General features: G+C 73.4%; 24 protein-coding genes. 9 read left to right on the plus strand and 15 right to left on the minus strand.

Going from position 1 to position 23,690, the window contains the following annotated elements; translation table 11 throughout:
- Positions 1-38: 38 nt before the first annotated feature.
- Entirely contained in the window at positions 39-557 is a 519-nt protein-coding gene (locus tag ACFV6E_RS06905) for a hypothetical protein (RefSeq protein WP_385165959.1), read from the minus strand.
- 83 nt (positions 558-640) lie between these two features.
- On the opposite strand from ACFV6E_RS06905, the gene ACFV6E_RS06910 reads away from it, so the two are divergent.
- On the plus strand, positions 641-1,453 hold the full coding sequence (locus ACFV6E_RS06910) for a 3-keto-5-aminohexanoate cleavage protein (protein ID WP_385459729.1): 813 nt from the start codon (positions 641-643) through the stop codon (positions 1,451-1,453).
- 43 nt (positions 1,454-1,496) lie between these two features.
- Positions 1,497-2,564, plus strand: a complete 1,068-nt coding sequence (locus tag ACFV6E_RS06915; protein WP_385165962.1) for an RNA ligase (ATP) — start codon at positions 1,497-1,499, stop codon at positions 2,562-2,564.
- A gap of 48 nt (positions 2,565-2,612) precedes the next feature.
- Here ACFV6E_RS06915 and soxR read toward each other — a convergent pair whose 3' ends face one another.
- Positions 2,613-3,194, minus strand: coding sequence for a redox-sensitive transcriptional activator SoxR (gene soxR / locus ACFV6E_RS06920; protein WP_385165964.1), 582 nt, complete (start codon positions 3,192-3,194; stop codon positions 2,613-2,615).
- A gap of 93 nt (positions 3,195-3,287) precedes the next feature.
- Between soxR and ACFV6E_RS06925 the strand changes: the two genes are divergently transcribed.
- Entirely contained in the window at positions 3,288-3,749 is a 462-nt protein-coding gene (locus ACFV6E_RS06925) for a MaoC family dehydratase (protein ID WP_385165966.1), read from the plus strand.
- Here ACFV6E_RS06925 and ACFV6E_RS06930 read toward each other — a convergent pair.
- The 3 genes from ACFV6E_RS06930 to ACFV6E_RS06940 all read right to left on the minus strand — a co-directional run bounded on the left by ACFV6E_RS06930 (position 3,740) and on the right by ACFV6E_RS06940 (position 6,047).
- Entirely contained in the window at positions 3,740-4,393 is a 654-nt protein-coding gene (locus ACFV6E_RS06930; protein ID WP_385165968.1) for a TetR/AcrR family transcriptional regulator, read from the minus strand. The genes ACFV6E_RS06925 and ACFV6E_RS06930 overlap by 10 nt on opposite strands.
- A gap of 133 nt (positions 4,394-4,526) precedes the next feature.
- Positions 4,527-4,814 (minus strand): YiaA/YiaB family inner membrane protein, encoded by a 288-nt coding sequence (locus ACFV6E_RS06935; RefSeq protein ID WP_385165970.1) that lies wholly within the window; start codon positions 4,812-4,814, stop codon positions 4,527-4,529.
- Between the two features lie 81 nt (positions 4,815-4,895).
- Positions 4,896-6,047: an acyl-CoA dehydrogenase family protein gene (locus tag ACFV6E_RS06940; RefSeq protein WP_385165972.1), complete on the minus strand. Its 1,152-nt coding sequence runs from the start codon at positions 6,045-6,047 to the stop codon at positions 4,896-4,898.
- A gap of 106 nt (positions 6,048-6,153) precedes the next feature.
- Between ACFV6E_RS06940 and ACFV6E_RS06945 the strand changes: the two genes are divergently transcribed.
- From ACFV6E_RS06945 to ACFV6E_RS06955, 3 genes are all read left to right on the plus strand, one after another.
- On the plus strand, positions 6,154-6,795 hold the full coding sequence (locus ACFV6E_RS06945; protein ID WP_385165974.1) for a TetR/AcrR family transcriptional regulator: 642 nt from the start codon (positions 6,154-6,156) through the stop codon (positions 6,793-6,795).
- 45 nt (positions 6,796-6,840) lie between these two features.
- Positions 6,841-7,575: an ArsR/SmtB family transcription factor gene (locus tag ACFV6E_RS06950; protein WP_385165976.1), complete on the plus strand. Its 735-nt coding sequence runs from the start codon at positions 6,841-6,843 to the stop codon at positions 7,573-7,575.
- A 299-nt stretch (positions 7,576-7,874) separates the two neighbouring features.
- The gene (locus ACFV6E_RS06955) at positions 7,875-8,843 is read left to right on the plus strand and encodes a DMT family transporter (RefSeq protein ID WP_385459731.1); all 969 of its coding nucleotides are present in this window, start codon (positions 7,875-7,877) and stop codon (positions 8,841-8,843) included.
- Here ACFV6E_RS06955 and ACFV6E_RS06960 read toward each other — a convergent pair.
- From ACFV6E_RS06960 to ACFV6E_RS07000, 9 genes are all read right to left on the minus strand, one after another.
- Positions 8,840-9,922, minus strand: a complete 1,083-nt coding sequence (locus tag ACFV6E_RS06960) for a Zn-dependent alcohol dehydrogenase (protein WP_385459733.1) — start codon at positions 9,920-9,922, stop codon at positions 8,840-8,842. The genes ACFV6E_RS06955 and ACFV6E_RS06960 overlap by 4 nt on opposite strands.
- 70 nt (positions 9,923-9,992) lie before the next feature.
- Positions 9,993-11,381 carry an aldehyde dehydrogenase family protein gene (locus ACFV6E_RS06965; RefSeq protein WP_385165982.1) on the minus strand — a complete coding sequence of 463 codons (1,389 nt, stop codon included), beginning with the start codon at positions 11,379-11,381 and terminating at the stop codon, positions 9,993-9,995.
- A 121-nt stretch (positions 11,382-11,502) separates the two neighbouring features.
- The gene (locus ACFV6E_RS06970) at positions 11,503-12,855 is read right to left on the minus strand and encodes an ABC transporter ATP-binding protein (protein ID WP_385459735.1); all 1,353 of its coding nucleotides are present in this window, start codon (positions 12,853-12,855) and stop codon (positions 11,503-11,505) included.
- A gap of 329 nt (positions 12,856-13,184) precedes the next feature.
- A complete protein-coding gene (locus ACFV6E_RS06975) occupies positions 13,185-14,096 on the minus strand; it encodes a class F sortase (RefSeq protein ID WP_385459737.1) in 912 nt (303 codons plus the stop codon).
- Complete coding sequence (locus ACFV6E_RS06980; RefSeq protein ID WP_385165987.1) at positions 14,083-14,691, minus strand: hypothetical protein; 609 nt, start codon at positions 14,689-14,691, stop codon at positions 14,083-14,085. The genes ACFV6E_RS06975 and ACFV6E_RS06980 overlap by 14 nt, the downstream gene beginning before the upstream one ends.
- Positions 14,692-14,750: 59 nt before the next feature.
- Positions 14,751-15,974, minus strand: a complete 1,224-nt coding sequence (locus tag ACFV6E_RS06985) for an MFS transporter (RefSeq protein WP_385459738.1) — start codon at positions 15,972-15,974, stop codon at positions 14,751-14,753.
- A 107-nt stretch (positions 15,975-16,081) separates the two neighbouring features.
- On the minus strand, positions 16,082-17,581 hold the full coding sequence (locus tag ACFV6E_RS06990) for a CitMHS family transporter (protein ID WP_385459739.1): 1,500 nt from the start codon (positions 17,579-17,581) through the stop codon (positions 16,082-16,084).
- Between the two features lie 357 nt (positions 17,582-17,938).
- Positions 17,939-18,556 carry a TetR family transcriptional regulator gene (locus ACFV6E_RS06995; protein ID WP_385165991.1) on the minus strand — a complete coding sequence of 206 codons (618 nt, stop codon included), beginning with the start codon at positions 18,554-18,556 and terminating at the stop codon, positions 17,939-17,941.
- Positions 18,557-18,619: 63 nt separating this feature from the next.
- The gene (locus ACFV6E_RS07000) at positions 18,620-19,138 is read right to left on the minus strand and encodes a hypothetical protein (RefSeq protein ID WP_385165993.1); all 519 of its coding nucleotides are present in this window, start codon (positions 19,136-19,138) and stop codon (positions 18,620-18,622) included.
- Positions 19,139-19,400: 262 nt separating this feature from the next.
- Here ACFV6E_RS07000 and hmgA point away from each other — a divergent pair, with 262 nt between their 5' ends.
- From hmgA to ACFV6E_RS07015, 3 genes are all read left to right on the plus strand, one after another.
- Positions 19,401-20,738 (plus strand): homogentisate 1,2-dioxygenase, encoded by a 1,338-nt coding sequence (gene hmgA / locus ACFV6E_RS07005; protein WP_385165996.1) that lies wholly within the window; start codon positions 19,401-19,403, stop codon positions 20,736-20,738.
- Between the two features lie 97 nt (positions 20,739-20,835).
- Positions 20,836-21,585 (plus strand): GntR family transcriptional regulator, encoded by a 750-nt coding sequence (locus ACFV6E_RS07010; RefSeq protein ID WP_385165998.1) that lies wholly within the window; start codon positions 20,836-20,838, stop codon positions 21,583-21,585.
- Between the two features lie 61 nt (positions 21,586-21,646).
- Positions 21,647-22,855: a type ISP restriction/modification enzyme gene (locus tag ACFV6E_RS07015; RefSeq protein WP_385459740.1), complete on the plus strand. Its 1,209-nt coding sequence runs from the start codon at positions 21,647-21,649 to the stop codon at positions 22,853-22,855.
- A gap of 77 nt (positions 22,856-22,932) precedes the next feature.
- Here the strand turns inward: ACFV6E_RS07015 and ACFV6E_RS07020 are convergent, their stop codons facing one another.
- The gene (locus ACFV6E_RS07020; protein ID WP_385459741.1) at positions 22,933-23,646 is read right to left on the minus strand and encodes a TetR/AcrR family transcriptional regulator; all 714 of its coding nucleotides are present in this window, start codon (positions 23,644-23,646) and stop codon (positions 22,933-22,935) included.
- Positions 23,647-23,690: the final 44 nt, after the last annotated feature.

Below are 23,690 nucleotides of genomic sequence, written 5' to 3' on the forward strand. Positions count from 1 at the left end.
TGCGCCCCTGCCTGACGGCCGCACCCCCGTGCAGGTGCTCACGGCGTCTCGACGTCCGTGTGGATGGCGAGCTTGAACTCGGCGAGCATGAGCGGCACGGCGACCTTCGTGCCCCCCGGCCCGCGCGCCGAGATCTTCAGGCCGACGGGGGTCCGCGGATGGACGAACATCTGCCAGAGATAGCTGCGGTACTGACCGCCGCGGGTCGGGGCGATGTCGGTGGTCGCGGTCGAGTCGTAGCCCGTCGATCCACCCAGCGGGTCGCGGACGAAGCGCGCCCGGTACTCGAGACCGCGTGAGTCGGCCTCCCAGAAGACCAGCGCGGAGAGCACGCCCCAGCCGTCGTGGCTGGGCCAGATCAGCCCGGACCGGGCGTCGGGGAACGCCGACGCCTTGGTCCCGCCCTTCGCCGGGTCGTGCATCTTCCACGGGTCGTAGGACTCCTCGCTCGCCGTGTACGGGAAGCGGACGAGGTGGTACTCGTCGCTGTCGTACCTGATCTTCTGCGCCCCCGAGTGTGCGGCCTCGTACTTCAGTGAGCAGATGACGACGCTCATCCCCGTGCCTCCTCCCGCGCGGCGGCGGACGGTGCCCGCGTGCCGCTGTTCGACTGTCAGTGGCCTCCCGCACCATGGACCGCATGATGCAGGTCTGTGTGAACGGGACCCGGGGCCCCGGCGACGGCGCGATCGTGCCGATGTCGCCGGGGGCGCTGGCCGACTCCGCGGCGCACGCCGTCGCGGCCGGGGCGTCGGACGTCCACGCGCATCCCAAGTCCCCTTGTGGCAAGGACACATTGTCCGCGAAAGCGGTTGCGGCCACGCTCGAAGCGATACGTTCACAGGTTCGCGTTCCGGTCGGCGTGACCACCGGGGCGTGGGCCGAGCCCGATCCCGCGGCCCGGCCCGCCCGCGTCCGCGCGTGGACGGTGCTGCCCGACCACGCCTCGGTGAACTGGCACGAGCCGGGCGCCGAGGAACTGGCGGCAGCCCTGCTGGAGCGCGGTGTGGGCGTGGAGGCGGGGATCTTCTCCGGCACGGAGGGCGCCGCGCGGTTCGCCGCCTCGCCGCTGGGTCCGCGGGTGCTGCGCGTGCTCGCCGAGGTCACGGACCCGGCGCCGGACACGGCCGGGGAGACGGCCCTCGACCTGCTGGCCCGGCTCGGCACGGCGCACGGCCGCCCCGTGCTGCTGCACGGCGAGGAGGGCGGCGCCTGGCCGGTGCTGCGGCTGGCCGGCCGCCTCGGTCTCGCCACCCGCGTCGGCCTGGAGGACACCCTGTTCCTGCCGGACGGCGCGCGGGCCGCGTCCAACGCGCAGCTGGTGACGGCGGGGCTGGCCGAGTACGCGCGGGAGCGGGAGCGGCGCAGACGTCAGCAGCGGGAAAAGCAGACGTTAGCAGCGGGAAAAGCGGTGGCTCCACCCGTTTCCGGTACGGACAGTCGGGGGCGATGAAGGATCGCCGACCAGCCTCCGACCAGCCGAGGAGAGCCCTGCCATGTCCACGCTGCGCGTCACCGCCGAAGTGCTGACCGTCCACGAGCATCCGAACGCGGACGCGCTCGAACTGGCCCAGGTGGGCCTGTACCGGGCCGTCGTCGCGAAGGGCGCCTACCGCACCGGTGACGTCGCCGTGTACATCCCGGAGCAGTCCGTGCTGCCGGCCGGCCTGGTCGAGGAGCTGGGGCTGACCGGGCGGCTCGCCGGGAGCAGGTCGGACCGGGTGAAGGCGGTCCGGCTGCGCGGTGAGCTGTCGCAGGGGATCGTGTGCCGTCCGCGCGCGCTCGCGGACGTGGACCTGGCGCGGGCCGCCGCGGACGGCACCGACTTCGCGGAGCCGCTCGGCATCGTCAAGTGGGTGCCGCCGATCCCGCCGACGATGAGCGGGGACGTCGAGCCCGCGCCCGGTCTGCTGCCCTGGGTCGACATCGAGAACGTCCAGCGCTACCCGGACGTCTTCGCGCCCGGCGAGCCGGTCGTCCTGACCGAGAAGCTGCACGGCTCGGCCTGCCTGCTGACCTGTCTCGCCGACGAGGGCCGGGTGCAGGTCTCCTCCAAGGGCTTCGGCGCCAAGTCCCTGGCGCTGACGGAGGATCCGCGCAACCTGTACTGGCGCGCGGTGCGCGGCCACGGGGTGGAGCGGGTCGCCGCGCGGCTCGCCGAGCGCCTGGGCGCCCGCCGGATCGGCATCTTCGCGGAGGTGTACGGCGCCGGGGTCCAGGACCTGGGGTACGGCGCGGACGGCCGCCGCGACACCCTCGGCTACGCGGTCTTCGACGTCTCCGCGGAGATCGACGGCCAGATCCGCTGGCTGGACCCGGCCGCCCTGCTCGACGGCGAACTCCCGCTGGTACCCCGGCTGTACGAGGGCCCGTACGACATCGGCCGGGTCCTGGAGCACGCCTCCGGCCCCGAGACCGTCTCCGGCCGCGCCCTGCACCTGCGCGAGGGGGTCGTCATCCGCCCCGCCACCGAACGCTGGAGCCCGGTGACGGGCGGCCGGGCCATCGCGAAGGCGGTCAGCCCGGCGTACCTGACGCGGAAGGGCGGGACGGAGTACGAGTAGGCACCCCGGTTCCCCACCGGTCCACCCATGCGTCCCGGCTGCGGGCGTTCAGCAACAGCCTCCCGGCCGCGACGGCTCCCGGTCCGGGGCCGGGGCCTGCTCTCCAGGGGGCGCCGGCCGGTGGGGCTCCGGTTCGCCCGGCCGGTGGGGCTGTCGGTGCTGCCGGGACCTGGTGGCGCTCTGCACCAGGAGGCGGGAGCCGGAGCGGCTTTCGCCGAAGGCGTCGTCCGGGTTGGACAGGACGCAGGTCTCCAGGGACAGGCAGCCGCAGCCGATGCAGTCGGTCAGGTGGTCGCGGAGCCGGCTCAGCTGTCCGATGCGGTCGTCCAGTTCCGAGCGCCAGGCCCGGGAGAGCCGGGCCCAGTCGTCCCGGGTCGGCGTGCGCTCCTCGGGCAGTTCGGCCAGCGCCTCGCGGATCGTGGCGAGCGGGATGCCGACGCGCTGCGCGGCCCGTACGAAGGCGACGCGGCGCAGCGTGTCACGGTGGTAGCGGCGCTGGTTGCCCGTGGTGCGGCGGCTGCTGATGAGGCCCTTGGACTCGTAGAAGTGCAGGGCGGAGACGGCGGTGCCGCTGCGGGCCGAGAGCTGGCCGACCGTGAGCTCGTGGATCTTCTCGGGAATCTGGGGCACCCCGTGAACCCTACCCACCGCGCCGTTGACAGGAGCCGCGACCCCGACCATGCTAAGCAGTCGCTTAGACATTGCGATGCGAGAGGCCGGGACATGGCAGAGCCGAGGATCTTCACGTCCGCCGACGAGCTGAAGGCGGCCGTCGGCGAGCAGCTTGGGCACAGCGACTGGCTGGAGATCGACCAGAGGCGGATCGACCTCTTCGCGGACGCCACCGGTGACCACCAGTGGATCCACGTGGACCCGGAGAAGGCCGCCGCGGGCCCGTTCGGCGCCACCATCGCGCACGGCTATCTGACGCTGTCACTGCTGCCCGCCCTGGTGCCGCAGGTGATGCGGGTCGAGGGCATCAAGATGGGCGTCAACTACGGCACGAACAAGGTGCGCTTCCCCGCGCCGGTGCCCGTGGGCTCCCGGCTGCGCGCCACCGCCCTCCTCAAGGAGGTCACCGAGGCGGGCGGCGGCGTCCAGGTCACCGCGGCGGTCACCGTCGAGCGCGAGGGCGGCGACAAGCCGGTGTGCGTGGCGGAGTCGGTCTCCCGCTACTACTTCTGACCCTTGCCCGACGCCGGGCCCTGGCCCGCCCCCACCATCCGCAGCACGAGGTCGGCGTAGAGCGCGCCGACCTCGTCCGGTGTGCGCGGGCCCTCGACGTTGAACCAGCGCGCCACGTCGATGCAGAGCGACAGCACGGCGACCGTGGTGCCCGGCACGTCGGGCACGTCGAACTCGCCCGCCGCCACCCCGTCCTGGATGATCTCCCGCACGGCGCCGTCGCTCCGCCGGCGCAGCGCGACGATCTCGGCCCGGGCGTCGGGCCCGAGGGCGTCGAGTTCGTACTGCACGACCCGGGCCGTGGTGTGCTGCGCCGCGTGCCAGCGCACGAAGGAACGCACGGCGCCCGCGAGCCGCTCGGCGGCGGAGCCCTCGGCATCCGCGGCGGTACGCAGGATGGCGAGCGCCTTGTCGTGCCCGATGCGGCTGATCCGGTGGAGCAGCTCTTCCTTGGTCTTGTAGTGGATGTAGAGCGCGGCCGGGCTCATCCCGGCGCGGCCCGCGATGTCCCGGGTGGTCGTCGCGTGGTAGCCGCGCTCGGCGAAGGCCTCCACGGCGGCCACCAGCAGCCGCCGGGCCGCGTCCGGGGTGACCTCGCCCCACGGCAGCGTCTCGCCGCCGGCCGTCTCCTCCGCCGTACTCATCCCTCGCGCCCCTTCCAGTGGCAGGACGAACACCATACCCCCGAAGGTGAGCGAGCGCTTAGAGTGCCCGCTCAGCGGGGCTGGAAGCATGCCCCCGGACCAGTACACCCCCGGACCGGGACCGCCGCGGCCGTCACAGTTTCTCGAACGGGTCGTGCTGGGCCAGGAGCTTCTCGACTCTCGCCTGGTCGACGCGGCTGACGATCTGCCCGGCCTCCTGCCGGTCCCTGATCACCTTGGCCAGCGTGAAGGCCGAGGTGACCAGATAGAGCACGGCGATGCCGAGGAAGGCCCGGACCCATGCGTCCGTCCGGAGGTTGAAGATGCCGAGCGCGGTGGCCGCCAGGGCGACGCCGAAGGAGGCGACCGCCTGGCCGTAGAAGGCGGCGGTGGACTGCTGTTTGACGGATGTCTCACTCATGCGGAACAGCTTCGGCGGACGCGGCCCCTGGCCGCATCCGCCGAAGTACTCAGAGATCCGTCAGAGATCCACAGGACGTACTCAGAAGGCCGAGACTCCCGTCAGCGCGCGGCCGATGAGCAGCTTCTGGATCTGGCTGGTGCCCTCGTAGAGGGTCATCACGCGGGCATCGCGCAGCAGCTTGCCCACCGGGTACTCGTCGATGTAGCCGTAACCGCCGAAGACCTGGAGGGCGTTGTTGGCCGAGCGCACCGCGGCCTCCGAGGCGAAGAGCTTGGCCTTGGACGCCTCGGCGGTGAACGGCTCGCCGCGGTCGATGAGATCGGCGACCCGCCAGGTCAGCAGCCGCGCGGCGTCGACGTCCACGGCGATGTCGCTGATCAGCTCCTGGACGAGCTGGTGGCGGGCGATCGGCTTGCCGAACTGCTCGCGCTCGGTGGCGTACTTCACCGCCGCGTCCAGGGCGGCCTGGGCTATCCCGACGCAGCCGGCGGCGACCGACATGCGCCCCTTGGCCAGCGCGGACATCGCGACCGAGAAGCCCTTGCCCTCGGGTGCCAGCATCGCGGACGCGGGCACCCGCACGTCCTCCAGTACCAGTTCGGCGGTGGCCTGGCCGCGCAGGCCGAGCTTGCCGTGGATGGTGCGGCGGGTCAGTCCGGGGGTGTCGGCGGGCACCAGGAACGCGGAGACGCCCTTGTGTCCCGGCGCGTCCGTGGAGCGGGCGAAGAGGAGCACGACATCGGCCCAGGTGCCGTTGGTGATGAACATCTTGGTGCCGTTGATGACGTACTCGTCGCCCTCGCGTACGGCCCGGGTCGACAGGTTGCCCGCGTCGGAGCCGGTGCCGGGCTCGGTGAGGCCGAAGCAGCCGACGTACGCGCCGGAGGTGAGGCCCGGCAGCCACCGCCGCTTCTGCTCCTCGCTCCCCCAGTGCGCGATCGTCTTGGCGACCAGGCCGAGTGAGACGGAGACGATGCCGCGCACCGAGGAGTCGCCGCGCCCCAGCTCCTCGGTCACCAGGCAGTACGCGAGGTGGTCGCCGCCGGAGCCGCCGTACTCCTCGTCGACGGTCAGGCCGAGGAAGCCGACCTCGCCGAGCTTCTTCACGATGGACCGGTCGACGTTCTCGGCCCGGTCCCACTCGACGACGTACGGGGCGATCTCGCGGTCCACGAAGTCCCGGGCCAGCCGCCGGACGGCGGTCTGCTCCTCACTGAGCTCCAGGTTCATGGCGCGTCACCCCAAGGTCGAAGTCGTCCGCGGCCGTACGTGTGTGAAAGCCGCACATTTAAATTAGCACTGCTAGTTTCTAGGTCGCAGCCCTACTATGTGCGCCATGGCCCGACCGCGCAAGCCCCTGCTGAACACCGACCGCATCGTCGTCACGGCGCGCGCACTCGTCGACGCGGAAGGTCTGGCCGCCGTCTCCACACGCCGGCTCGCCGCCGAACTCGGGGTCAGCGGCCCCTCCCTCTACAACCACTTCCGCACCAAGGACCAGATCCTGGAGGCGGTCGCGGACTCGGTGAGCGCCCAGGTCGACCTGTCGATGTTTGAGGACGGCCGGGACTGGCGGACCGCGCTGCACGACTGGGCGGTGTCCTACCGGGCCGCCCTGCGCGACCACCCCAACATCGTGCCGGTGCTCGCCCGCGGCCCCGGCCGCAGACCCGCGGGCCTGCGCCTCGCGGACGCCGTGTTCGGCGCGATGGTCGACGCGGGCTGGCCGCCCGCGCAGGCCACCTCCATCGGCGCGCTGATGCGGTACTTCATCATGGGCTCCGCGCTCGGCTCGTTCGCCGGGGGCTTCGTGGACGACGAGACGGCGTACGACCCGGCCGACTACCCGCACCTCGGGCAGGCGCACCTCCTCGCCGAACAACAGGAGAAAATCGACGAGCGCGCCTTCGAGACCGGCCTCGGCGCCCTCCTCGAGGGGCTGACCGCGCAGTACGCGCAGGTGGGGCGCGGCGTCTAGCGGTACGCCGGGACGGTTCGGCCGGGGCCGAAGCGTGCGTACCGCATGCTGGGGGGCATGACGAGCCGAGGCGCATCCAAGGGAGCACGTGCGGTCCGGCTGGCGCGGCTGGCCGGGCTGGTCGCCGACGGGACCAGGGCCGCGTTCCTGCTCGCCCTGCTCGACGGCCGGGCGTGGACCGCCGGTGAACTCGCCCGGCACGCCGGGGTCGCCGCGTCCACCGCGAGCGAGCACCTGGGCAAGCTGGTCGAGGCCGGACTGCTCGCCGAGGAACGCCAGGGGCGGCACCGCTACGTCCGGCTGGCCGACCCGCGGACCGCCCAGCTCGTCGAGGACCTCGCCGCCCAGGTGGCACCCGGCGGCGCCGAGCGGCCGCGCACGCTGCGCGAGACGACCGCCGGATCCGCGCTGGCGCGCGGGCGCACCTGCTACGACCATCTGGCCGGGCGGCTCGGGATCGCCGTCACCGACGCGCTCACCGCCCGTGGGCTGCTGCGCCAGGACACCGGGTTCGCGCTCACCGACGCCGGGCTCGACTGGTTCGCCACGGCGGGCATCGGCCTGGCACGCACCGGCCGCCGCCCGCTGGCCCGGGCCTGCCTCGACTGGACCGAACGCCGGCCGCACCTCGCGGGCGTGGCGGGTGCCGCGCTGTGCCGGCACGCGCTGGACGCGGGCTGGTGCGTCCGCATCGGCTCCGAGCGCGCGGTGAAGGTCACCGGGCTCGGCGAGCGGACGCTGGCCGAGCTGCTGGGTATCGAGGCGGCGGCCCTGCGCTGAGAGCCCGTGTCCAAACCCCGGCCGGGCGCGCGACGCCTGGCACGCACTCCCCCAAGCTCTCGGCTTCTCCCCCACTCTCGGCTTCTCCCCCACTCTCGGCTTCGCTCGAGCGGGGGGACCCCCATGAGCAGGGGGACCCCCATGAGCAGGGGACCCCCATGACGCCGCGCGCTGATCCGACCGGGGTTTGGACACAGGCTCTGGCCCGAACTCCCCTGTGCCGTAACCCCGTTGGATCCGCCATGGCGGCGTCCGAAATTCGCGAGCCTCGACCCGACCGTTTCCCTAGCCTCAGGAGCATGATGAACGCCTCTCCCTCCGCCCCGGACCGCCGTACGGAGCTGCTCGCCGCGGGCGCGGCCACGGTCACCGTCCTGCTGTGGGCCTCCGCCTTCGTGTCGATCCGCAGCGCCGGGGCCTCGTACTCGCCGGGCGCGCTGGCCCTCGGCCGGCTGCTGGCCGGAGCGCTCGCGCTGGGCGTGCTGTGTCTCGTCCGCGGGGAGGGGCTGCCGCCGCGGGGTGCGTGGCGCGGCATCGTGATATCCGGCGTGCTGTGGTTCGGCTTCTACATGGTGGCGCTCAACTGGGGCGAGCAGCAGGTGGACGCCGGTACGGCGGCGCTGGTGGTGAACGTCGGCCCGGTCCTCATCGCCCTGCTCGGCGCCCGGCTGCTGGGCGACGCGATGCCGCCCCGGCTGCTCGCGGGCATGGCGGTGTCCTTCGCCGGAGCCGTCGCGGTGGGCCTGTCGATGTCGGGCGACGGCCGGAACTCGGTGCTGGGCGTGGTGCTCTGCCTGCTGGCCGCCGGGGCGTACGCGGCCGGGGTGGTGGCGCAGAAGCCCGCGCTGGGCAGCGGCAGTCCGCTCCAGGTGACGACGTTCGGGTGCCTGGTGGGCGCCGTGACGTGTCTGCCGTTCGCCGGGCAGCTGGTGCGCGAGATGGGCGACGCCCCAGCGTCGGCCACCTGGAACATGCTCTACCTGGGCGTCTTCCCGACCGCGCTGGCCTTCACGACGTGGGCGTACGCGCTGGCCCGTACGACGGCGAGCCGGATGGGCGCGACCACGTACGCCGTGCCCGCCCTGGTGGTGGCGATGTCCTGGCTGTTCCTCGGCGAGGTGCCGGGGCTGCTGACGCTCGGCGGCGGGCTGCTGTGCCTGGCGGGCGTCGCGGTCTCCCGCTCGCGCCCGCGCACCCGTCCCGCGCCGGCGCCGCTCACGGAGGAAGCGGCGCCGGTCCCGGAGGCGGAGGCGGAGAGCCAGGTCTAGAAGACGACCAGCGCCCGGCCGCCCTTGCCCGCGATCATGTTGTCGAAAGCGGCCGGGATGCCGTCGAGGGCGATCCGTTCGGTGACCAGGGCGTCGAGGTCGAGGCGGCCCGCGCGGACGTGCTCGGCCAGCACCGGCACGTCACGGGCCGGGTCCGCGTTGCCGTAGACGCACCCGGCGAGGGTCCGGCCCCAGTGGAAGATCTCCAGGGCGTTGAAGGTGACCTGCTGGTCCTTGCCGCCGATGCCGACGACCGTGGTCCGGCCGCCGCGCCGGGTGGACTCCCAGGCGGTGCGGATCGTGACGGCGCGGCCCACGCACTCGACGGCGACGTCGACGCCCTGCTTGCCGGTCAGGGCGCGGATCTCGCGGGGGGTGTTCGCGGAGGCGACGACGTAGTCCGTGGCTCCGGCCCCCCGGGCCAGCGCCTCCTTCTCCGGCGAGACGTCCACCGCGACGATCTTCGAGGCGCCCGCGATCCGGGCCGCCTGGAGCGCGGAGAGGCCGACGCCGCCCACGCCGAACACGGCGACCGCCTCGCCCTGGCGGACCCGCGCCGCGTGGTGGACGGCGCCGTACCCGGTGAGCACGGCGCAGCCGAGCAGGGCGGCGTCGGTGAGCGGGACGCCCGCGGGCAGCGGCAGTACGCAGGCGGCGGGGACGACGGTCTCCTCGGCGAACGCGGCGACGTTCAGGCCGGAGTGGAGGTCCGTGCCGTCGTCCGCGCGGCGGGCGTACACGTTCCCGGCGCCGGCCAGCGCGTTGACGCACAGCCACACCTCGCCGAGCGAGCAGGGGTGACAACTCCCGCAGGCAGGTGCCCAGTTGAGGATGATCTCGGCGCCGGGCGCGACATGGGTGACGCCCTCGCCGACGGCGACCACGGTGCCCGCGCCCTCGTGGCCGAGGACGGCCGGGACCGGCACCTTCATGGTGCCGTCGGACAGCGACAGGTCGGAGTGGCAGACCCCCGCGGCGGCGAGCCGGACGCGGACCTCGCCGGGCCCCGGCTCGGGCAGGTCGATCTCGGTGATCTCCAGCGGAGCACCGACGGAGGGCAGGACAGCGGCGCGGACCATGATCGGAAGTACTCCTGGGGCTCGGCTGGGACGGGGTCGGAACGGGATCGGCTCGGCCTGGGACAGGGGGTCAGAACTGGAGGGACTTGGTCTGGAGGTACTCCGACAGGCCGTGCGCGCCGAGTTCGCGGCCGACGCCGGACTGCTTGTAGCCGCCGAAGGGGGCCAGCGGGTTGAAGCGGCCGCCATTGATGTCGACCTGCCCGGTGTCGAGCCGCCGCGCGAACGCCACGGCCTCCGCCTCGTCACCGGCCCACACCGCGCCCGCGAGTCCGTAGACCGTGCCGTTGGCGATGCGCAGGGCGTCCTCCTCGTCCTCGTAGCGCAGGACGGTGAGGACCGGGCCGAAGATCTCCTCCTGGGCGATGGTCATGTCCGGGGTGACATCGGCGAAGACGGTCGGGCTGACGTAGTAGCCCTGCTCGCGCGGGGCCTCGGGGCCGCCCGCGACGAGCCGCGCGCCCTCGGCGACGCCCTTCTCGATGTAGCCGCGCACGCGCTGCTGCTGCCTGGCGTTGACCACCGGCCCGATGCGTTCGCCGTACTTCCCGGCGGCGGCAGCGGCCAGCTCCACCGCCTCCTCGTACTGGGAGGTGTGCACCAGCATCCGGGTCCAGGCGCTGCACGTCTGCCCGGAGTTGGACATCACGTTGGCGACGCCGACGTTGACCGCCTTGGCGAGGTCGGCGCTCGGCAGGATGACGTTGGCGGACTTGCCGCCGAGCTCCAGGGCGACCCGCTTGACCGCCGCGCCCGCGGTGGCGCCGATGCGCCGGCCGACCGCCGTGGAGCCGGTGAAGGAGACCATGTCCACGTGCGGGTGCTCGGCGAGGGCCTGTCCGGCGACCGGGCCGAGGCCGGTGACCAGGTTGAAGACCCCGGCCGGTACGCCCGCCTCGGCCACGGCCTCGGCGAAGAGCTGGGCGACGAGCGGGGTGTCCTCGGCGGGCTTGAGGACCACGGTGCAGCCCGCCGCGAGCGCGGGGGCGACCTTGGCGACGATCTGGTGCAGCGGGTAGTTCCAGGGGGTGATCGCGCCGACGACGCCGACCGGCTCCTGGTAGACGGTCGAGTTGCCGGCCTTCTCCTCGAAGGGGTACGTGGCGGCCAGCTCGGCGTAGGAGCCCGCGACCAGGATCGGCAGGCTCGCGTGCACCTTCTGCGAGAAGGGCGGCGGCGAGCCGAGCTCGGCCGTCACGGTCTCGGCGATCTCGTCCCTGCGGGCGTCGAGGACGTCGCGCAGCGCCGAGAGGCGGGCGGCCCGCTGGGCCGGGGCGGTCGCGGCCCAGCCGGGGAAGGCGGCGCGCGCGGCGCGTACGGCCGCGTCGACGTCCTCGACGGTGCCCGCGGGGACCCGGCCGACGATCCGCTCGTCGACGGGGTTCACGACCTCGATCGTGTCCGGTCCCGCGGCGGGGCGCCAGGCACCGTCGATGTACATGCCGTCATGTGCCTTCATGGTGTTCCTCCCGGAGGGGCGGCGTCGTCCGGAGCCTAAACTAGCGATGATAGTTTTCGGGCGCCAGAGGCGGCCCTCCGCGGGCGACGGCCGCCGGGGGCTACTCCTCAGCCGCCGGGGACTACTCCTCCAGATCCGGCAGCCGCGACGGTGCCGGGCAGATGCGCTCGCCGTGCTGGTCGAAGACGAAGAGATGGGCGAGGTCGACCAGGAGCGGCACCTGCATGCCGTGCCGCAGCTCGATGTCGGGCGTCGTACGGACGACGAGGTCGCCGGGGAGCCGGGCCTCGGACGACGCCGGGCCCCTGGCCTCTGACTCCTCGGCCGCCTGGTCGCCGGGGTGGTCGAGGACCACCACGGGCCCGGCCCGCAGCGAGCCGGCCCGCTCGCGCAGCCGGTCCAGGACGGTGCCCTCGCGCCTGCGCCGCCGCGCGGGCCGGACCGGCCGCGGCGCCTCCAGCTCGGGTACGACGGCAGGCCGCGAACCGGTGTTGAAGTGCACCAGCACCTCGTGCCCCTGGAACTCGACGTGCTCGACGAGCCCGGTGATCGCCACCTCGCCCTTCCGCGCCGCCGCGGGCTTGGCGATCCGGACGGCCTCGGAGCGCAGGCCGACGATGACCTCGCGGCCCTGCTGCACCCGCAGCAACTGGTGGTCGAGCGAGAGCGGTTCGGGCAGCCGCAGGTACTGGCGGCCGAGGCTGATGGACATCGCGCCGTCGAGCGGGGCCCGCACCAGGCCGCGCAGCAGATTGATCCGGGGCGTGCCGATGAACGCGGCGACGAAGACGTTGGCGGGCAGCCCGTAGACCGCGCGCGGGGTGCCGAGCTGTTGCAGGACCCCGCCGCGCAGCACGGCGACCCGGTCGCCGAGCGACATGGCCTCGGCCTGGTCGTGGGTGACGTACACCGTGGTGACGCCCAGGTCCCTGGTCAGCCGGGAGATCTCGGCGCGCAGGTGGTTGCGGAGCTTGGCGTCGAGGTTGGACAGCGGCTCGTCCATCAGGAAGGCGGAGGGGTGGCGGGCGATCGCGCGGCCCATCGCGACGCGCTGGCGCTCGCCGCCGGAGAGCTGGGCCGGGAAGCGGTCGAGCAGGTCCTCGATGCCGAGCATCCGGGCGGTGGCGTCGACGCGCGGGCGGTGGTCCTCGCCCGGGGCCTCGATGCGCAGCGGGAAGCCGATGTTGTCGCGGCTGGTCATGCTCGGGTACAGGGCGAAGTTCTGGAAGACCATCGCCATGTCCCGGCCGGCCGGCGGCAGGTCGGTGGCGTCCTCGCCGTCGAGGCGTATCTCCCCCTCGGTGACCTCCTCGAGCCCCGCGATCATTCTCAGCACGGTCGACTTGCCGCAGCCCGAGGGCCCGAGGAGGACGAGGAACTCACCGGGCCGGATGTCGAGGGACAGCCGCTCCACCACGCGGGCGCCGCGGGTGTACGACTTGCTGACGTGGTGCAGGGAGATGGCGCGTGTCATGGGTGGTGCCCCCCGAGGGCTCACACGGCGCTGGTGCTCCGCGGTCGGACGCTCCGTCCGGGTCGCACGGGGCGTTGCGTGACGGAAGTTAACGGACCGCACACACCCGGGGGAAGACGCGGGGCGGTATCCGGGGCTCCGCGCGCGCTTTTCGACCACGGGAAACCGGATGCTCCGCTTCTACCAGGCAACTTTTCGGAAGAGAGCGGCAGTTGACACATCCGGTGGGGGTGTCGGGGTCCGTCGGGGCGGGCGGCCGGCCGGGTCCGGCCGGCCGCTCACTCCCCCGGGCCGCCCGCCCCGGCGGCCCGCTCGCCCCGGCGGCCCGTTCACCGGACCGCCGTGAGGTGGGCGAAGACCACGACGTTGCTCGCGTAGCCCGTCTTCGCGTTGTAGGCGCCGCCGCAGGTGATCAGCCGCAACTCGGGCCGGGTGCTGGGACCGTAGACCTTCCGGTCGGGGAAGTGCGCCTTCTCGTACGTCTGCACCTCGTCCACCGTGAAGACGGCGGTCCGTCCGTCGGCGCGCCGGACCTCGACGGGCTTGCCCGGCTTGAGCGCGGCGAGCGCGGAGAAGACGGCGGCGCCGGTCATGGTGTCCCGGTGGCCGACGATGATCGACGTACCGGTCTCGCCCGGTGCGGGACCGCCCTCGTACCAGCCGACGAGCCTGGGGTTGTTCACCGGCGGGGTGCCGAGCTGGCCCTGCCGGTCGAGCCGCAGCCCCATGACCGGTGCCTGTACGCGGAGGTACCGGATGTCGAGGGTGGCCGGCCGGGAGCGGGGCAGCGGCTGGAGCGTGGGCCCGGGGGCGGGCCTCGGGGGCGGAGCCTGGGCCGGCGGACTCGGGGACGGGGGCGCGGTCGTCGGGAACGACGGGACGGCGCTCGGGGACGGGGGGACGGCGGTGGGCCTCGGGGACGAAGGCGGGGCGGTGGGCCTGGGGGACACGGGCTTGCCGGTGGGCGTCGGGGATGCGGACCGCCGGGGCCGCTCGGGATCGGGTCGCGGGCCGCGCCCGTCGTGGACGGCCCAGACGGGGCCGGCCCAGACCGGGCCGGCGGGCGCCACGGCCTCTCTGAGCCCCGCCACGTCGGCGGCGGACCGCTCGGGCCGGGCGGAGACGGCGACGTCGAACCACTGGAAGCCGACCACCCCCAGGACGACGGTCAGCGCCGTCGTCCTGGTGAGGCGGTACGTGCGTGTCCGGTACCAGGGCCTGAGGCGCCTACGCGGCACCATTGTTGCGACGGCGCAGCAGGCGGAAGTACACGACTCCACCGGCGGCGACGAGACCCACGGCCGCGGCCCCGGCGACCGGTGAGATCGAGTCCTCCTTCTCGGCGAGACCGCCGCCGCCCGCGTGCACACCGCCGCGCGGTGCCGGGGAGGCGCTCGCGCTCGCGCTCGCCTTCTCGGTGGTGGCCTTGTCGCTCGGGCAGTCCACGTTGAAGACCTTCTGCTTCCCGGCACCGGCGGCACCGGCGATCTTGTACGTCAGCTGGTACTGGCCGTTCGGCAGCGCCAGCGGGTCGCTGTGGCCGCTGCCGGCCTGGAGGGCGACGGTGCCGTTGAGGGTCGCGCCGTTCGGCGACGGGGGCTGCGAGGTGACGGTGTAGGTGAGCGAGGCCGCGGCGTCGAAGTTGCTGGCGTCGAGGTAGAACTCGCACACCTTGGCGTCCTCGCGCGGGTCGCTGAAGGGCGTGCCCACCTTGTGGATCTTGATGTCGCCGTTGTCGCCGGGGGCGGCGGTGGCGACGTGGGCTCCGGCGATGGCGGAGCCTGCGAGAGTGAGGGCCGCGACGGCGGCGGCGCGTGAGACGATCGAGGTGGACATTCGTGTTCCCTCCGAGTCAGACGATTTTCATACAAATCGCTCTTTCACCTGACTCTCTTTCACATTCTCGGCGCCCGATCACGGGGCCTCACCCGACGTGACGTCAGATATCCCCCGCGCGGCCCAATCCCGCGCCCGGCCGCCGGTGTGCGCAGCGCGATTCCGGCGGAGCGCAGCAGCACCGCGCCGAGCAGCACGAACGGCGCGGCCACCCCCGCCGCTCCGGCGACCGGACCGGCACCGGCGGGCGCGGCGACCTGGCCGAGGCGGTTGCCCGTCAGCCGCAGGGCGAGCGCCGTGGACCGCGCGTCGTCCGGCGCCGCCCGCACGACCGTCGTCATCGACAGCGGCTGCCCGACGCCGAGGCAGAAGCCGAGCACCGTCAGCAGCACCGCCGGCGCCCACACCGGCACCGGCAGCGCGATGCCCGCGCACAGCGCGCCCGCCACCAGACAGGTCGCGGTGAAGCTCGCGGTGAGCAGCGCGGTCCTGCCGAGCAGCCGCAGCATCGGGGTCATCACCAGGCGGCAGGCGATGGTCGCCGCCGCGCGCAGGCCGAGCAGCAGGCCGATCACCGAGGGCGCGATGCCCCGGTCCTCCCCGACGACCGGCAGATACGCGGTGAGCACGTCCGTCGCGGACAGCACGGAGAGGCTGATCAGGATGCCGGCGGGGACGCCCCGGGTACGCAGGATGCGGTGCACGGGCACACGATCACCGTGCGCGGCACGGGACTTGGCCGCCGTACGGTGATCGATGCGCCAGAGCAAGGCGAGGGAGACCGCGGCGACCGCGCCCGCGACGAGCAGTGCGAGGGCGCTGCCGCCCGCCCCGCCCGCGTCCCCGATCAGGGCGCCCGCGGCGACCGGCCCGGCCGGCTGGCCGAGACAGACGCCGATGGTGAAGTGGCCGAAGTTGCGGTCCTGTTCGTCCGGAGCGGACCGGCGGGCGACGATCGACTGCGCGCCGATCACGAAGCAGAGGTGGCCGAGGCCCGTCACGCCGCTCCACGCCGCCATCGCCGTCGGCGAGTCCGCCGTACCGCTCGACGCGCAGCCGCCCGCGATCAGGACGACGCCGGCGGGCAGCAGCGGGGTGCAGCGGCCGTGGTCGGTACGGCGGCCGAGCGGTACGGCGGCGAAGAGCGGGAGCAGCGCGTAGACGCCCGCGATGACGCCGACCGCGCGCTCGTCGGCGCCGAGGGCGAGCGCCCGGTAGGAGACGGCGGGCCGCGCCATCGACACCGTCCCCTGCGCGAACGCGAAGGCGACGACGAGCCGCACCAGCCGGCCGCGGCCGGGCGGCGCGGAAGGCCCGGCGGCCCGGACGGGCTCCGGCGGACCGGGCGACTAGGCCGGTCCGCCGGGCCCGTCGGCGTGCGGGTCCGGCATCAGACGACGCCGAAGAGGATTCCGGCGCCGAGCACCAGCAGCGAGACGAGCGCGGCCCACTTGACCACGAACCTGGTGTGGTCGCCGAACTCGACCCTGGCCATGCCGACGAGCACGTACACGGCGGGCACCAGCGGGCTCGACATGTGCAGCGGCTGACCGGCGATCGAGGCACGGGCGATCTCCAGGGAGGTGACGCCGTGCGCCTGGCCCGCCTCGGCGAGCACCGGCAGGATCCCGAAGTAGAAGCCGTCGTTGGACATGAAGTACGTCAGCGGGACGGACAGCACGCCGGTGACCAGCGCCATGTGCGGGCCCATGCCGTCGGGGATGTTGCCGACCAGCCACTCGGCCATGTGGTCGACCATGCCGGTGCCCTGGAGGACGCCGGTGAAGACGGCGGCGGCGAAGACCATGCCGGAGACGTTCAGGACGTTCTCCGCGTGGGCGCCGAGGCGGGCCTTCTGGTCCGGCATGTGCGGGAAGTTGACGGTCAGGGCCAGCGCCGCGCCGAGCAGGAACAGCACCGGGATCGGCAGCAGCTCCATGATCATGGCGGTCAGCAGGACCACCGTGAGCAGCGCGTTGAACCAGTACAGCCTGGGGCGCAGGGTGGGGCGGTGCGGGTCGAGCCCCTGGAAACCGTCGTCGGACGCGCCTGCCTCCGCGTCGCTGTCAGCCTCGGAGGCGCCGGTGCCGGACACGGAGGCGCCGCTGCCGGTGCCGGACGCGCCGGTGCCCGGACCACCGGCCTTCGCCGCCGTGCCACCCGTGCCGCCCGCGCTGCCCGTGCCACCCGTGCCGCCCGTGTTGACCAGCACCGTCTCCGCCTCGTGGGTGTTGGCGTGCTCGTCCTCCTCCACCAGGATCTCGTCGAGGGTGAGCACCCCGAGCCGCTTGCGCTCGCGGCGGCCGAGGACGTACGCGAGGACGAGGACGCCGAGCAGTCCGACGGCGAGCGCGGGGATCATCGGTACGAAGACGTCGCTCGCGTCGACCTTGAGCGCGGTCGCCGCGCGGGCCGTCGGGCCGCCCCAGGGCAGCGTGTTCATCACGCCGTTGGCCATCGCGGCGACCCCGGTCATCACGACCAGGCTCATCTTCAGCCGCTTGTACAGCGGGTACATCGCCGAGACCGTGATCATGAAGGTGGTCGACCCGTCGCCGTCGAGCGAGACGATCGCGGCGAGCACCGCCGTGCCGATCACGATGCGCAGCGGATCGGCCCGGCAGAAGCGCAGGATGCCCCGCACGACCGGATCGAAGAGCCCGACGTCGATCATCACGCCGAAGTAGACGATCGCGAACATCAGCATCGCGGCGGTGGGCGCGAGGTCGGTGACACCGTCGAGGACGTAGTCCCCGAGACGGGCGCCCTTACCGACGAAGACGCAGAAGAGCGCCGGGATCAGCACGAGCGCCGCGATCGGCGACATCTTCTTCAGCATGATCAGGACCAGGAAGGTCGCGATCATGGCGAAGCCGAGGATGGTCAGCATGAGGGGACACCTAACGTTCCGTTCGCCTTTGAACTCCCACCAGGGGCGGCGGTGCGAGCGACGTTAGGTCGGGCCTGGAGGCGTTAACAAGACGTTGACGTGCGAGCAATAAGCGCAGAACTCCAGGTCACGCCGGTGCGCGTCGATGAGCGAGCGTCGGTGCGGGTCGATGCGCGAGCGTCGGTGCGCGTCGATGAGCGAGCGTCGGTGCGCGTCGATGAGCGAGCGTCGGTGCGCGTCGATGAGCGAGCGTCGGTGCGCGTCGATGCGCGTCGATACGGGTCGATGCGCGTCGATACGGGTCGGTGCGCGTCGGTGCGCGTCGGTGCGCGGAAGGAGGCGGGGCACGGCCCGCGGTCAGTCCAGGATCCGCGCCAGGTACGCCCGCAGCAGCGCCCGGGTCTCCTCGATGATCCGCTCGTCGCCCTCGGGCGCGAGCCGGAAGGCGAGGTGCACGAGGGTGTCGGCGGTCTCCACGGCGATCAGGAAGGCGCGCCGCAGCTCGTCGTCGGCCGGCCGGCCGAGGTGTCCGGCCAGCAGGTCGGTGAGCCGGTCGGCGACGCGGGTGTTGGGCTCGGTGTGCGCGGAGCCGACGGGGATCTGGTTGCCGAAGTCGACGAGCGAGAAGCCGGGCGCGGTGCGCTTCATGGACAGGTACTCGTCCAGTACGGCGTCCGTGGCCGTGCGCCAGTCGTGACCGCCCGGCTCGCGCAGCCGGACGGCCACGCGCTCGGTGTAGTGGTCGAGGTTGCGCTGCGCGAGCGCGTCGGCCATGGCCCGTTTGTTGCCGAAGAAGCGGTAGACCGAGCCGATGGGCACCCCGGCGCGCTGGGCCACCGCCCGGGTGCTCAGGGCGTCGTAGCCGACCTCGTCGAGCAGGTCGGCGCAGGCGTCGAGGATCCTGGTCAGTCGTTCGGCGCTGCGCCGCTGGACGGGCGCGCGGCGCAGCGGGCTCGCTGGAGGCACGTACTTCATGATGCCGCTCCGCCGGAGCCAGGAGAACCACGCCTGCCCGTCCGCACGGAAACGGGCGGACGGTCAGGGCGTCGGACCCGCCGTGGCCTCCGACGCCGTGATGTCCGCCGTGCTCTCCACCGGCTTGCCCGCGACGGACCACACCGTGCGGTCGTCGGCGTACAGACGGGCGGTGAGGTGGTGGGTGCCGCGGGTGACCAGGCCGCCGGAGAGGTGGTGCCCGGGTGTGCGCAGCCGGGTCAGGGGGCGGCCGTCGAGGAAGAGCACGGCGGTACCCCGCCCGGCCACGGCCACCGCGCGGCTGCCGGCGGGCGAGAAGCGGAAGTTGTGGACGGTCAGCGTGACGTTCCAGCCGTCGAAGGCGTCGTCCGGCTGGACCTCGACCGCCACGTCCGGCGCGTGCTCGCCCTCGACCTCACGGTAGTGCCGTCCCTTCTCGTCCGTGTCGTCCAGCACCTTGCCCACGGGCGAGGCCGACACCGTCTCCTGCTGCCCGTGCGCCTCGCCGGTGCCGCAGCCCGCCGATCCGCCGAGCAGGGCGCCGATGGCGAGCGCGGCGAGCAGTCCGCGCGTCCACGACATGCCCGGGAGCGTAGAACACCCTTCCGGTGACCGGATCCCCCTGGAGTCGGGTTCTCGCCCCGCCCACGGAACCCAGGACGTACACCTCAGGGAGCCCGCCCGGCGCCGGGCGCGCGGCCGGTGACCGGTCCCGTCCCCGTGCCCGGCGCGGCCCGTGGCCGGTCCTGTCCGGTGCCCGCGCCGCCCCCTTGCGCGGGGAAAAGCCGAATCCTACGGTGAAGCACAGGAATCGGGAGCGGAAGCCGTGAGCGAGGGAGCGATCATGAGCGGGGACCTGCGGAAGACCGCCGAGGGGCTGGCGTATCTCTCCGGATTCGGCAACGAACACGGCTCGGAGGCGGTCCCGGGCGCACTGCCGCACGGCCGCAACTCGCCGCAGCGCGCCCCGCTCGGCCTGTACGCGGAACAGCTCAGCGGTACGGCCTTCACCGAGCCGCGGGCCCACAACCGGCGTTCGTGGCTGTACCGGATCCGGCCCTCGGCGGCGCACCCGGCGTTCACCCGCACCGGCAACGGCGCGGTCCGCACGGCGCCCTTCACGGAGACGGTGCCCGACCCCAACCGGCTGCGCTGGAACCCGCTGCCCGAGCCGGCGCCCGGCACCGACTTCCTCGCCGGTCTGTGGACCCTGGGCGGCAACGGCGACGCGACGCAGCGCACGGGCATGGCGGTGCACCTGTACCACGCCAACGCGTCGATGGAGCGGGTGTTCAGCGACGCCGACGGGGAGCTGCTGCTCGTCCCGGAGCGCGGCGGGCTGCTGCTGCGCACCGAGTTCGGGCTGCTGCATGTGGAGCCGGGACACATCGCGCTCATCCCCCGTGGTGTCCGCTTCCGTGTGGAGCTCCTGGACGATTCGGCCCGGGGCTATGTGTGCGAGAACTACGGGTCGCCGTTCCGGCTGCCCGACCTCGGCCCGATCGGCGCCAACGGCCTGGCGGGCGCCCGGGACTTCGAGGCCCCGGTCGCCGCGTACGAGGACGAGCCCGGCCCGGTCGAGGTCGTGAACAAGTTCTGCGGGAACCTCTGGACGGCGACGTACGACCACTCCCCGCTGGACGTCGTCGGCTGGCACGGCAACCATCTGCCGTACCGCTACGACCTGCGCCGGTTCAACGTCATCGGGACGATCAGCTACGACCACCCGGACCCGTCGATCTTCACGGTGCTGACCTCGCCGAGCGACACCCCGGGCCTGGCGGGCGTCGACTTCGTCGTCTTCGCGCCGCGCTGGCTGGTGGGCGAGGACACCTTCCGGCCGCCGTACTTCCACCGGAACGTGATGAGCGAGTACATGGGGCTCATCGAGGGCGCCTACGACGCCAAGTCCGCCGGGGAGGGGGGCTTCGTGCCGGGCGGCGGCTCGCTGCACAACATGATGTCGGCGCACGGTCCCGACCGGGAGACCTTCGACCGGGCGAGCGCCGCCGAGCTGCGGCCGCAGAAGGTCGACGACGGGCTGGCCTTCATGTTCGAGACGCGCTGGCCGGTGACCGCGACCGCGCAGGCGGCCGGAGCGGACCATCTGCAACGCGGGTACGACGACGTGTGGCAGGGCCTCCAGCGCCACTTCCGACGGGAGGCCCGACCGGACCGCTGACCCGGCCGCCGGCCGATCCCCGCCGGCGCCCGCGCGCCCACCGCTGACCGATCACCGCCCATTGCACTGAGCGCGCACGACCGGTACGGATACCGTCGTGACCTCCTTCGCCCCGGACTCGATCGTGCTGAACCGCAAGCTGCCGCTCTGGTACCAGGTGTCCCAGTCCCTGCGCGCCTCCATACTCGGGCGGTCGCCGCGGGACCCGCTGCGGCTGCCCACCGAGGAGAAGCTGGCGGGCCACTACGGGGTGAGCGTGCTGACCATGCGGCAGGCGCTCAAGGAGCTGGAGGACGAGGGGCTGATCTCCCGGCACCGCAGGCGCGGCACGTTCATCGAGCCGGACGCGCGCCGGGGCACCCCGGTGCGGCTGCTCGGCTCGGTGGACACGATCGTGGCCCAGCAGTCGGGGATGACGACGGAGCTGCTGGACCACGGCACGGTGCCGGTGCCCGCCGAACTCACCGAGTACTTTCCCGACGTGGCCGAGGCGGGCGCGTATCACCGGCTGCGCAGCGACGAGCGGACCGGCGAGCCGACGAACCACGCGCGCAACTACGTGCGCCCCGAACTGGCGGCGCTGATCGACCCCGAGGACCTGGTGCGCTGGCCGATGACCAAGGTGCTGCGGGACGTCGTCGGCGTGCCCATCAGCCGGATCACGGACACCGTCGAGGCCCGGCTCGCGGACCCGGAGACCGCGCGGCTGCTCCAGGTACCGCTGCTGAGCCCGATCCTGCACTACACGGGCGTCGTGCACGGCGAGGACGGCCGGGCCCTGGACGTCGCCCGCATCCACTACCGCGGCGACCGGTTCTCCTTCACCGTCACCCTGGACGCGCACTGAGCCGCCCCCGGGTCCGCCGCCCCCGGCCACCCGGGCCCCGCCCCGTCGTACGATCCTTGGCGTGACGCACGACGACGCTCCGCTGCTCGCGGACCTCATGCCGTGGTCCGTCGCACCGCCGCGGCCGGGCCGCGGGTGGCCGACGGCCCCCGACGCCGCGTCCCTGCGGGCGCGCTGGGACGCCCTGCTGAAGGCGGAGGGCGCGGACCGCGAGACGCTCTTCGGACCCACCCGCTCCCGCACGCTGCACTCGGCGGTCGCCCAGTTGCCGGGCCAGTCCAGCGGGACGGGCCGCCTCGCCCGTGCCGAGGGCCCCTGCCCCGAACCCGTACGGGTGCTGTGCGCGCCCTTCGACGAGCAGTGGCTGATCCCCGACCACCGGCTGATCGACGCGGCGCGCCCCGAGCTGTGGCGGGTGGCGGACGCGCATCAGGTCTTCGCCGTCGAACAGCCGGCCGCGCCCGGGGCGCCGGGGCCGGCGCTGCTTCTCTCGCCGGTGCTGCCCGTCGCCCTGCCGCAGCCCGGAGCGGCGGCCGACCGTCCGGCCGCCCCGCGCCCCGGCCGGGTCCGCCCGCTGTACCGGCGTCCCGGTGCCCTCGAACCGAACCTCGCGCCCGGTCTGCTCGACCATCTCGCCGCCCGGCTCGGCCACCGTCCCGGCCCGGTGGACGTGCTCGCCTGGACGGTGGCGGTCGCGCGGGCGGACCGCGGGGGCCCCGCCGTCCCGCTGACCGCCGACGCCGGGGTGTGGTCGTCGGGCGTCGAGTCGGGCCGCCGGATGCTGTGGCTGATGCGGCGCGACGGCGAGCGCCCCAAACTGCCGGGCGGGCGCCGCCCGTACGTCCGCGCACCCCTGCCCGCCAGGCCGCTGGCCCTCCGCTACGACCGTGACGAGGAGAGCCTGCACCTGGACGAGGGCCGTATCTCCCCCGTGCCGCCCGAGGCGTGGGACTACGAGGTGGGTGGCGTCCGGGTCCTGGAGCAGTGGTTCGCGGCCAGGACCGCCGAGGCGGAGCCCGGCACCCTCCAGGCCATCGGGCCCGGCGCCTGGCCGCAGACGTGGACCTCGGAGCTGCTCGAACTGGTCACGGTGCTGGCCCTGCTGGCAGAACTGCGGCCCCGGCAGGACGAGTTGACCGTACGGTCGCCCATCACCCGGGCGGAGCTGTGCGCGGCGGGCGTGCTGCCCGTGCCGGAGCGGGCGCGCAGGCCCGCCTCGGTCCTCGACCACCACGAGGAGGGCCCGGAGGGCCAGTTCGCGCTGCTCTAGGGCGTGTTGCGAAAGTCCCGTCGTTCGCCCGAAGGGCGGCAGGCGGGACTTTCGCCACACGCCCTAGCGCCCGCTGCTCACCCCTTGGGTTCGAAGGCGTCGAGGACCCGGTCGAGCGCCCGCGCGAAGACCGCCTCCATGTCGATCGGTCCCGCGTCCTCCTGGAACGCGGCGGCCAGCCGCGGATACGCGCCTGTCGCGAGCTGTCCGCCGAGGTAGCCGATCCTGACCGCGTTCTCCTGCTCCTTCGACCAGGGCAGGGAACGGCTCCGCTCGGCCGTCGCCAGTTCGTTGGCCACATAGGTCGTCACCACACCGTTCAGCATGGCGACCAGTTCCATGCGGGTGCCGTAGGGCGCGTCGAGCGGCTCCAGGCAGGCGAGGCAGTGCTCCAGGTAGCGCAGGGCGTGGGGGCTGAACCCGTAGACCGGGGACATCAGGCGCGGCAGCCAGGGGTGGCGGTGCATCAGGGCGCGGGTCTGGTGGGCGACCCGCAGCATGTCGGCGCGCCAGTCGCCCGACGGCTCCCACAGCTCGTGCTCGGCGCTGATGGCGTCGACCATCAGCTCGTACAGGTCCTCCTTGCGCGGCACGTAGTTGTAGAGCGACATCGTGCCGCAGCCCAGTTCGGCCGCCACGTGCCGCATCGACACCCCGTCTAGCCCCTGCGCGTCCGCGAGCCGCACGGCGGCGGCCGCGATGTCCGCGCGGCTGTACGCGGGGCGCGGCCCGCGCCCCGCACGCTCGGGACGGGCCCAGATCACTCCGGGTACGGCACTGCGCCCTGCCATCGATCGATCACCTCGTGACCATCCTAGTTACGTACACCGTACGG

Source organism: Streptomyces sp. NPDC059785 (genome assembly GCF_042732375.1).
Taxonomy (GTDB): Bacteria; Actinomycetota; Actinomycetes; order Streptomycetales; family Streptomycetaceae; genus Streptomyces.

Bases quoted from the DNA above. Each gene is read 5' to 3' on its own strand.
- hmgA (WP_385165996.1), top strand. From the start codon at position 19,401: ATGAGCGGGGACCTGCGGAAGACCGCCGAGGGGCTGGCGTATCTCTCC.
- ACFV6E_RS06980 (WP_385165987.1), bottom strand. From the start codon at position 14,691: ATGTCCACCTCGATCGTCTCACGCGCCGCCGCCGTCGCGGCCCTCACT.
- ACFV6E_RS07020 (WP_385459741.1), bottom strand. From the start codon at position 23,646: ATGGCAGGGCGCAGTGCCGTACCCGGAGTGATCTGGGCCCGTCCCGAG.
- ACFV6E_RS07000 (WP_385165993.1), bottom strand. From the start codon at position 19,138: ATGTCGTGGACGCGCGGACTGCTCGCCGCGCTCGCCATCGGCGCCCTG.
- ACFV6E_RS06915 (WP_385165962.1), top strand. From the start codon at position 1,497: ATGTCCACGCTGCGCGTCACCGCCGAAGTGCTGACCGTCCACGAGCAT.
- ACFV6E_RS06965 (WP_385165982.1), bottom strand. From the start codon at position 11,381: ATGAAGGCACATGACGGCATGTACATCGACGGTGCCTGGCGCCCCGCC.
- ACFV6E_RS06950 (WP_385165976.1), top strand. From the start codon at position 6,841: ATGCTGGGGGGCATGACGAGCCGAGGCGCATCCAAGGGAGCACGTGCG.
- ACFV6E_RS06925 (WP_385165966.1), top strand. From the start codon at position 3,288: ATGGCAGAGCCGAGGATCTTCACGTCCGCCGACGAGCTGAAGGCGGCC.
- ACFV6E_RS06905 (WP_385165959.1), bottom strand. From the start codon at position 557: ATGAGCGTCGTCATCTGCTCACTGAAGTACGAGGCCGCACACTCGGGG.
- ACFV6E_RS06940 (WP_385165972.1), bottom strand. From the start codon at position 6,047: ATGAACCTGGAGCTCAGTGAGGAGCAGACCGCCGTCCGGCGGCTGGCC.
- ACFV6E_RS06930 (WP_385165968.1), bottom strand. From the start codon at position 4,393: ATGAGTACGGCGGAGGAGACGGCCGGCGGCGAGACGCTGCCGTGGGGC.
- ACFV6E_RS06960 (WP_385459733.1), bottom strand. From the start codon at position 9,922: ATGGTCCGCGCCGCTGTCCTGCCCTCCGTCGGTGCTCCGCTGGAGATC.
- ACFV6E_RS06945 (WP_385165974.1), top strand. From the start codon at position 6,154: ATGGCCCGACCGCGCAAGCCCCTGCTGAACACCGACCGCATCGTCGTC.
- ACFV6E_RS06935 (WP_385165970.1), bottom strand. From the start codon at position 4,814: ATGAGTGAGACATCCGTCAAACAGCAGTCCACCGCCGCCTTCTACGGC.
- ACFV6E_RS06955 (WP_385459731.1), top strand. From the start codon at position 7,875: ATGATGAACGCCTCTCCCTCCGCCCCGGACCGCCGTACGGAGCTGCTC.
- ACFV6E_RS06910 (WP_385459729.1), top strand. From the start codon at position 641: ATGATGCAGGTCTGTGTGAACGGGACCCGGGGCCCCGGCGACGGCGCG.
- ACFV6E_RS06970 (WP_385459735.1), bottom strand. From the start codon at position 12,855: ATGACACGCGCCATCTCCCTGCACCACGTCAGCAAGTCGTACACCCGC.
- ACFV6E_RS06975 (WP_385459737.1), bottom strand. From the start codon at position 14,096: ATGGTGCCGCGTAGGCGCCTCAGGCCCTGGTACCGGACACGCACGTAC.
- ACFV6E_RS06990 (WP_385459739.1), bottom strand. From the start codon at position 17,581: ATGCTGACCATCCTCGGCTTCGCCATGATCGCGACCTTCCTGGTCCTG.
- ACFV6E_RS06995 (WP_385165991.1), bottom strand. From the start codon at position 18,556: ATGAAGTACGTGCCTCCAGCGAGCCCGCTGCGCCGCGCGCCCGTCCAG.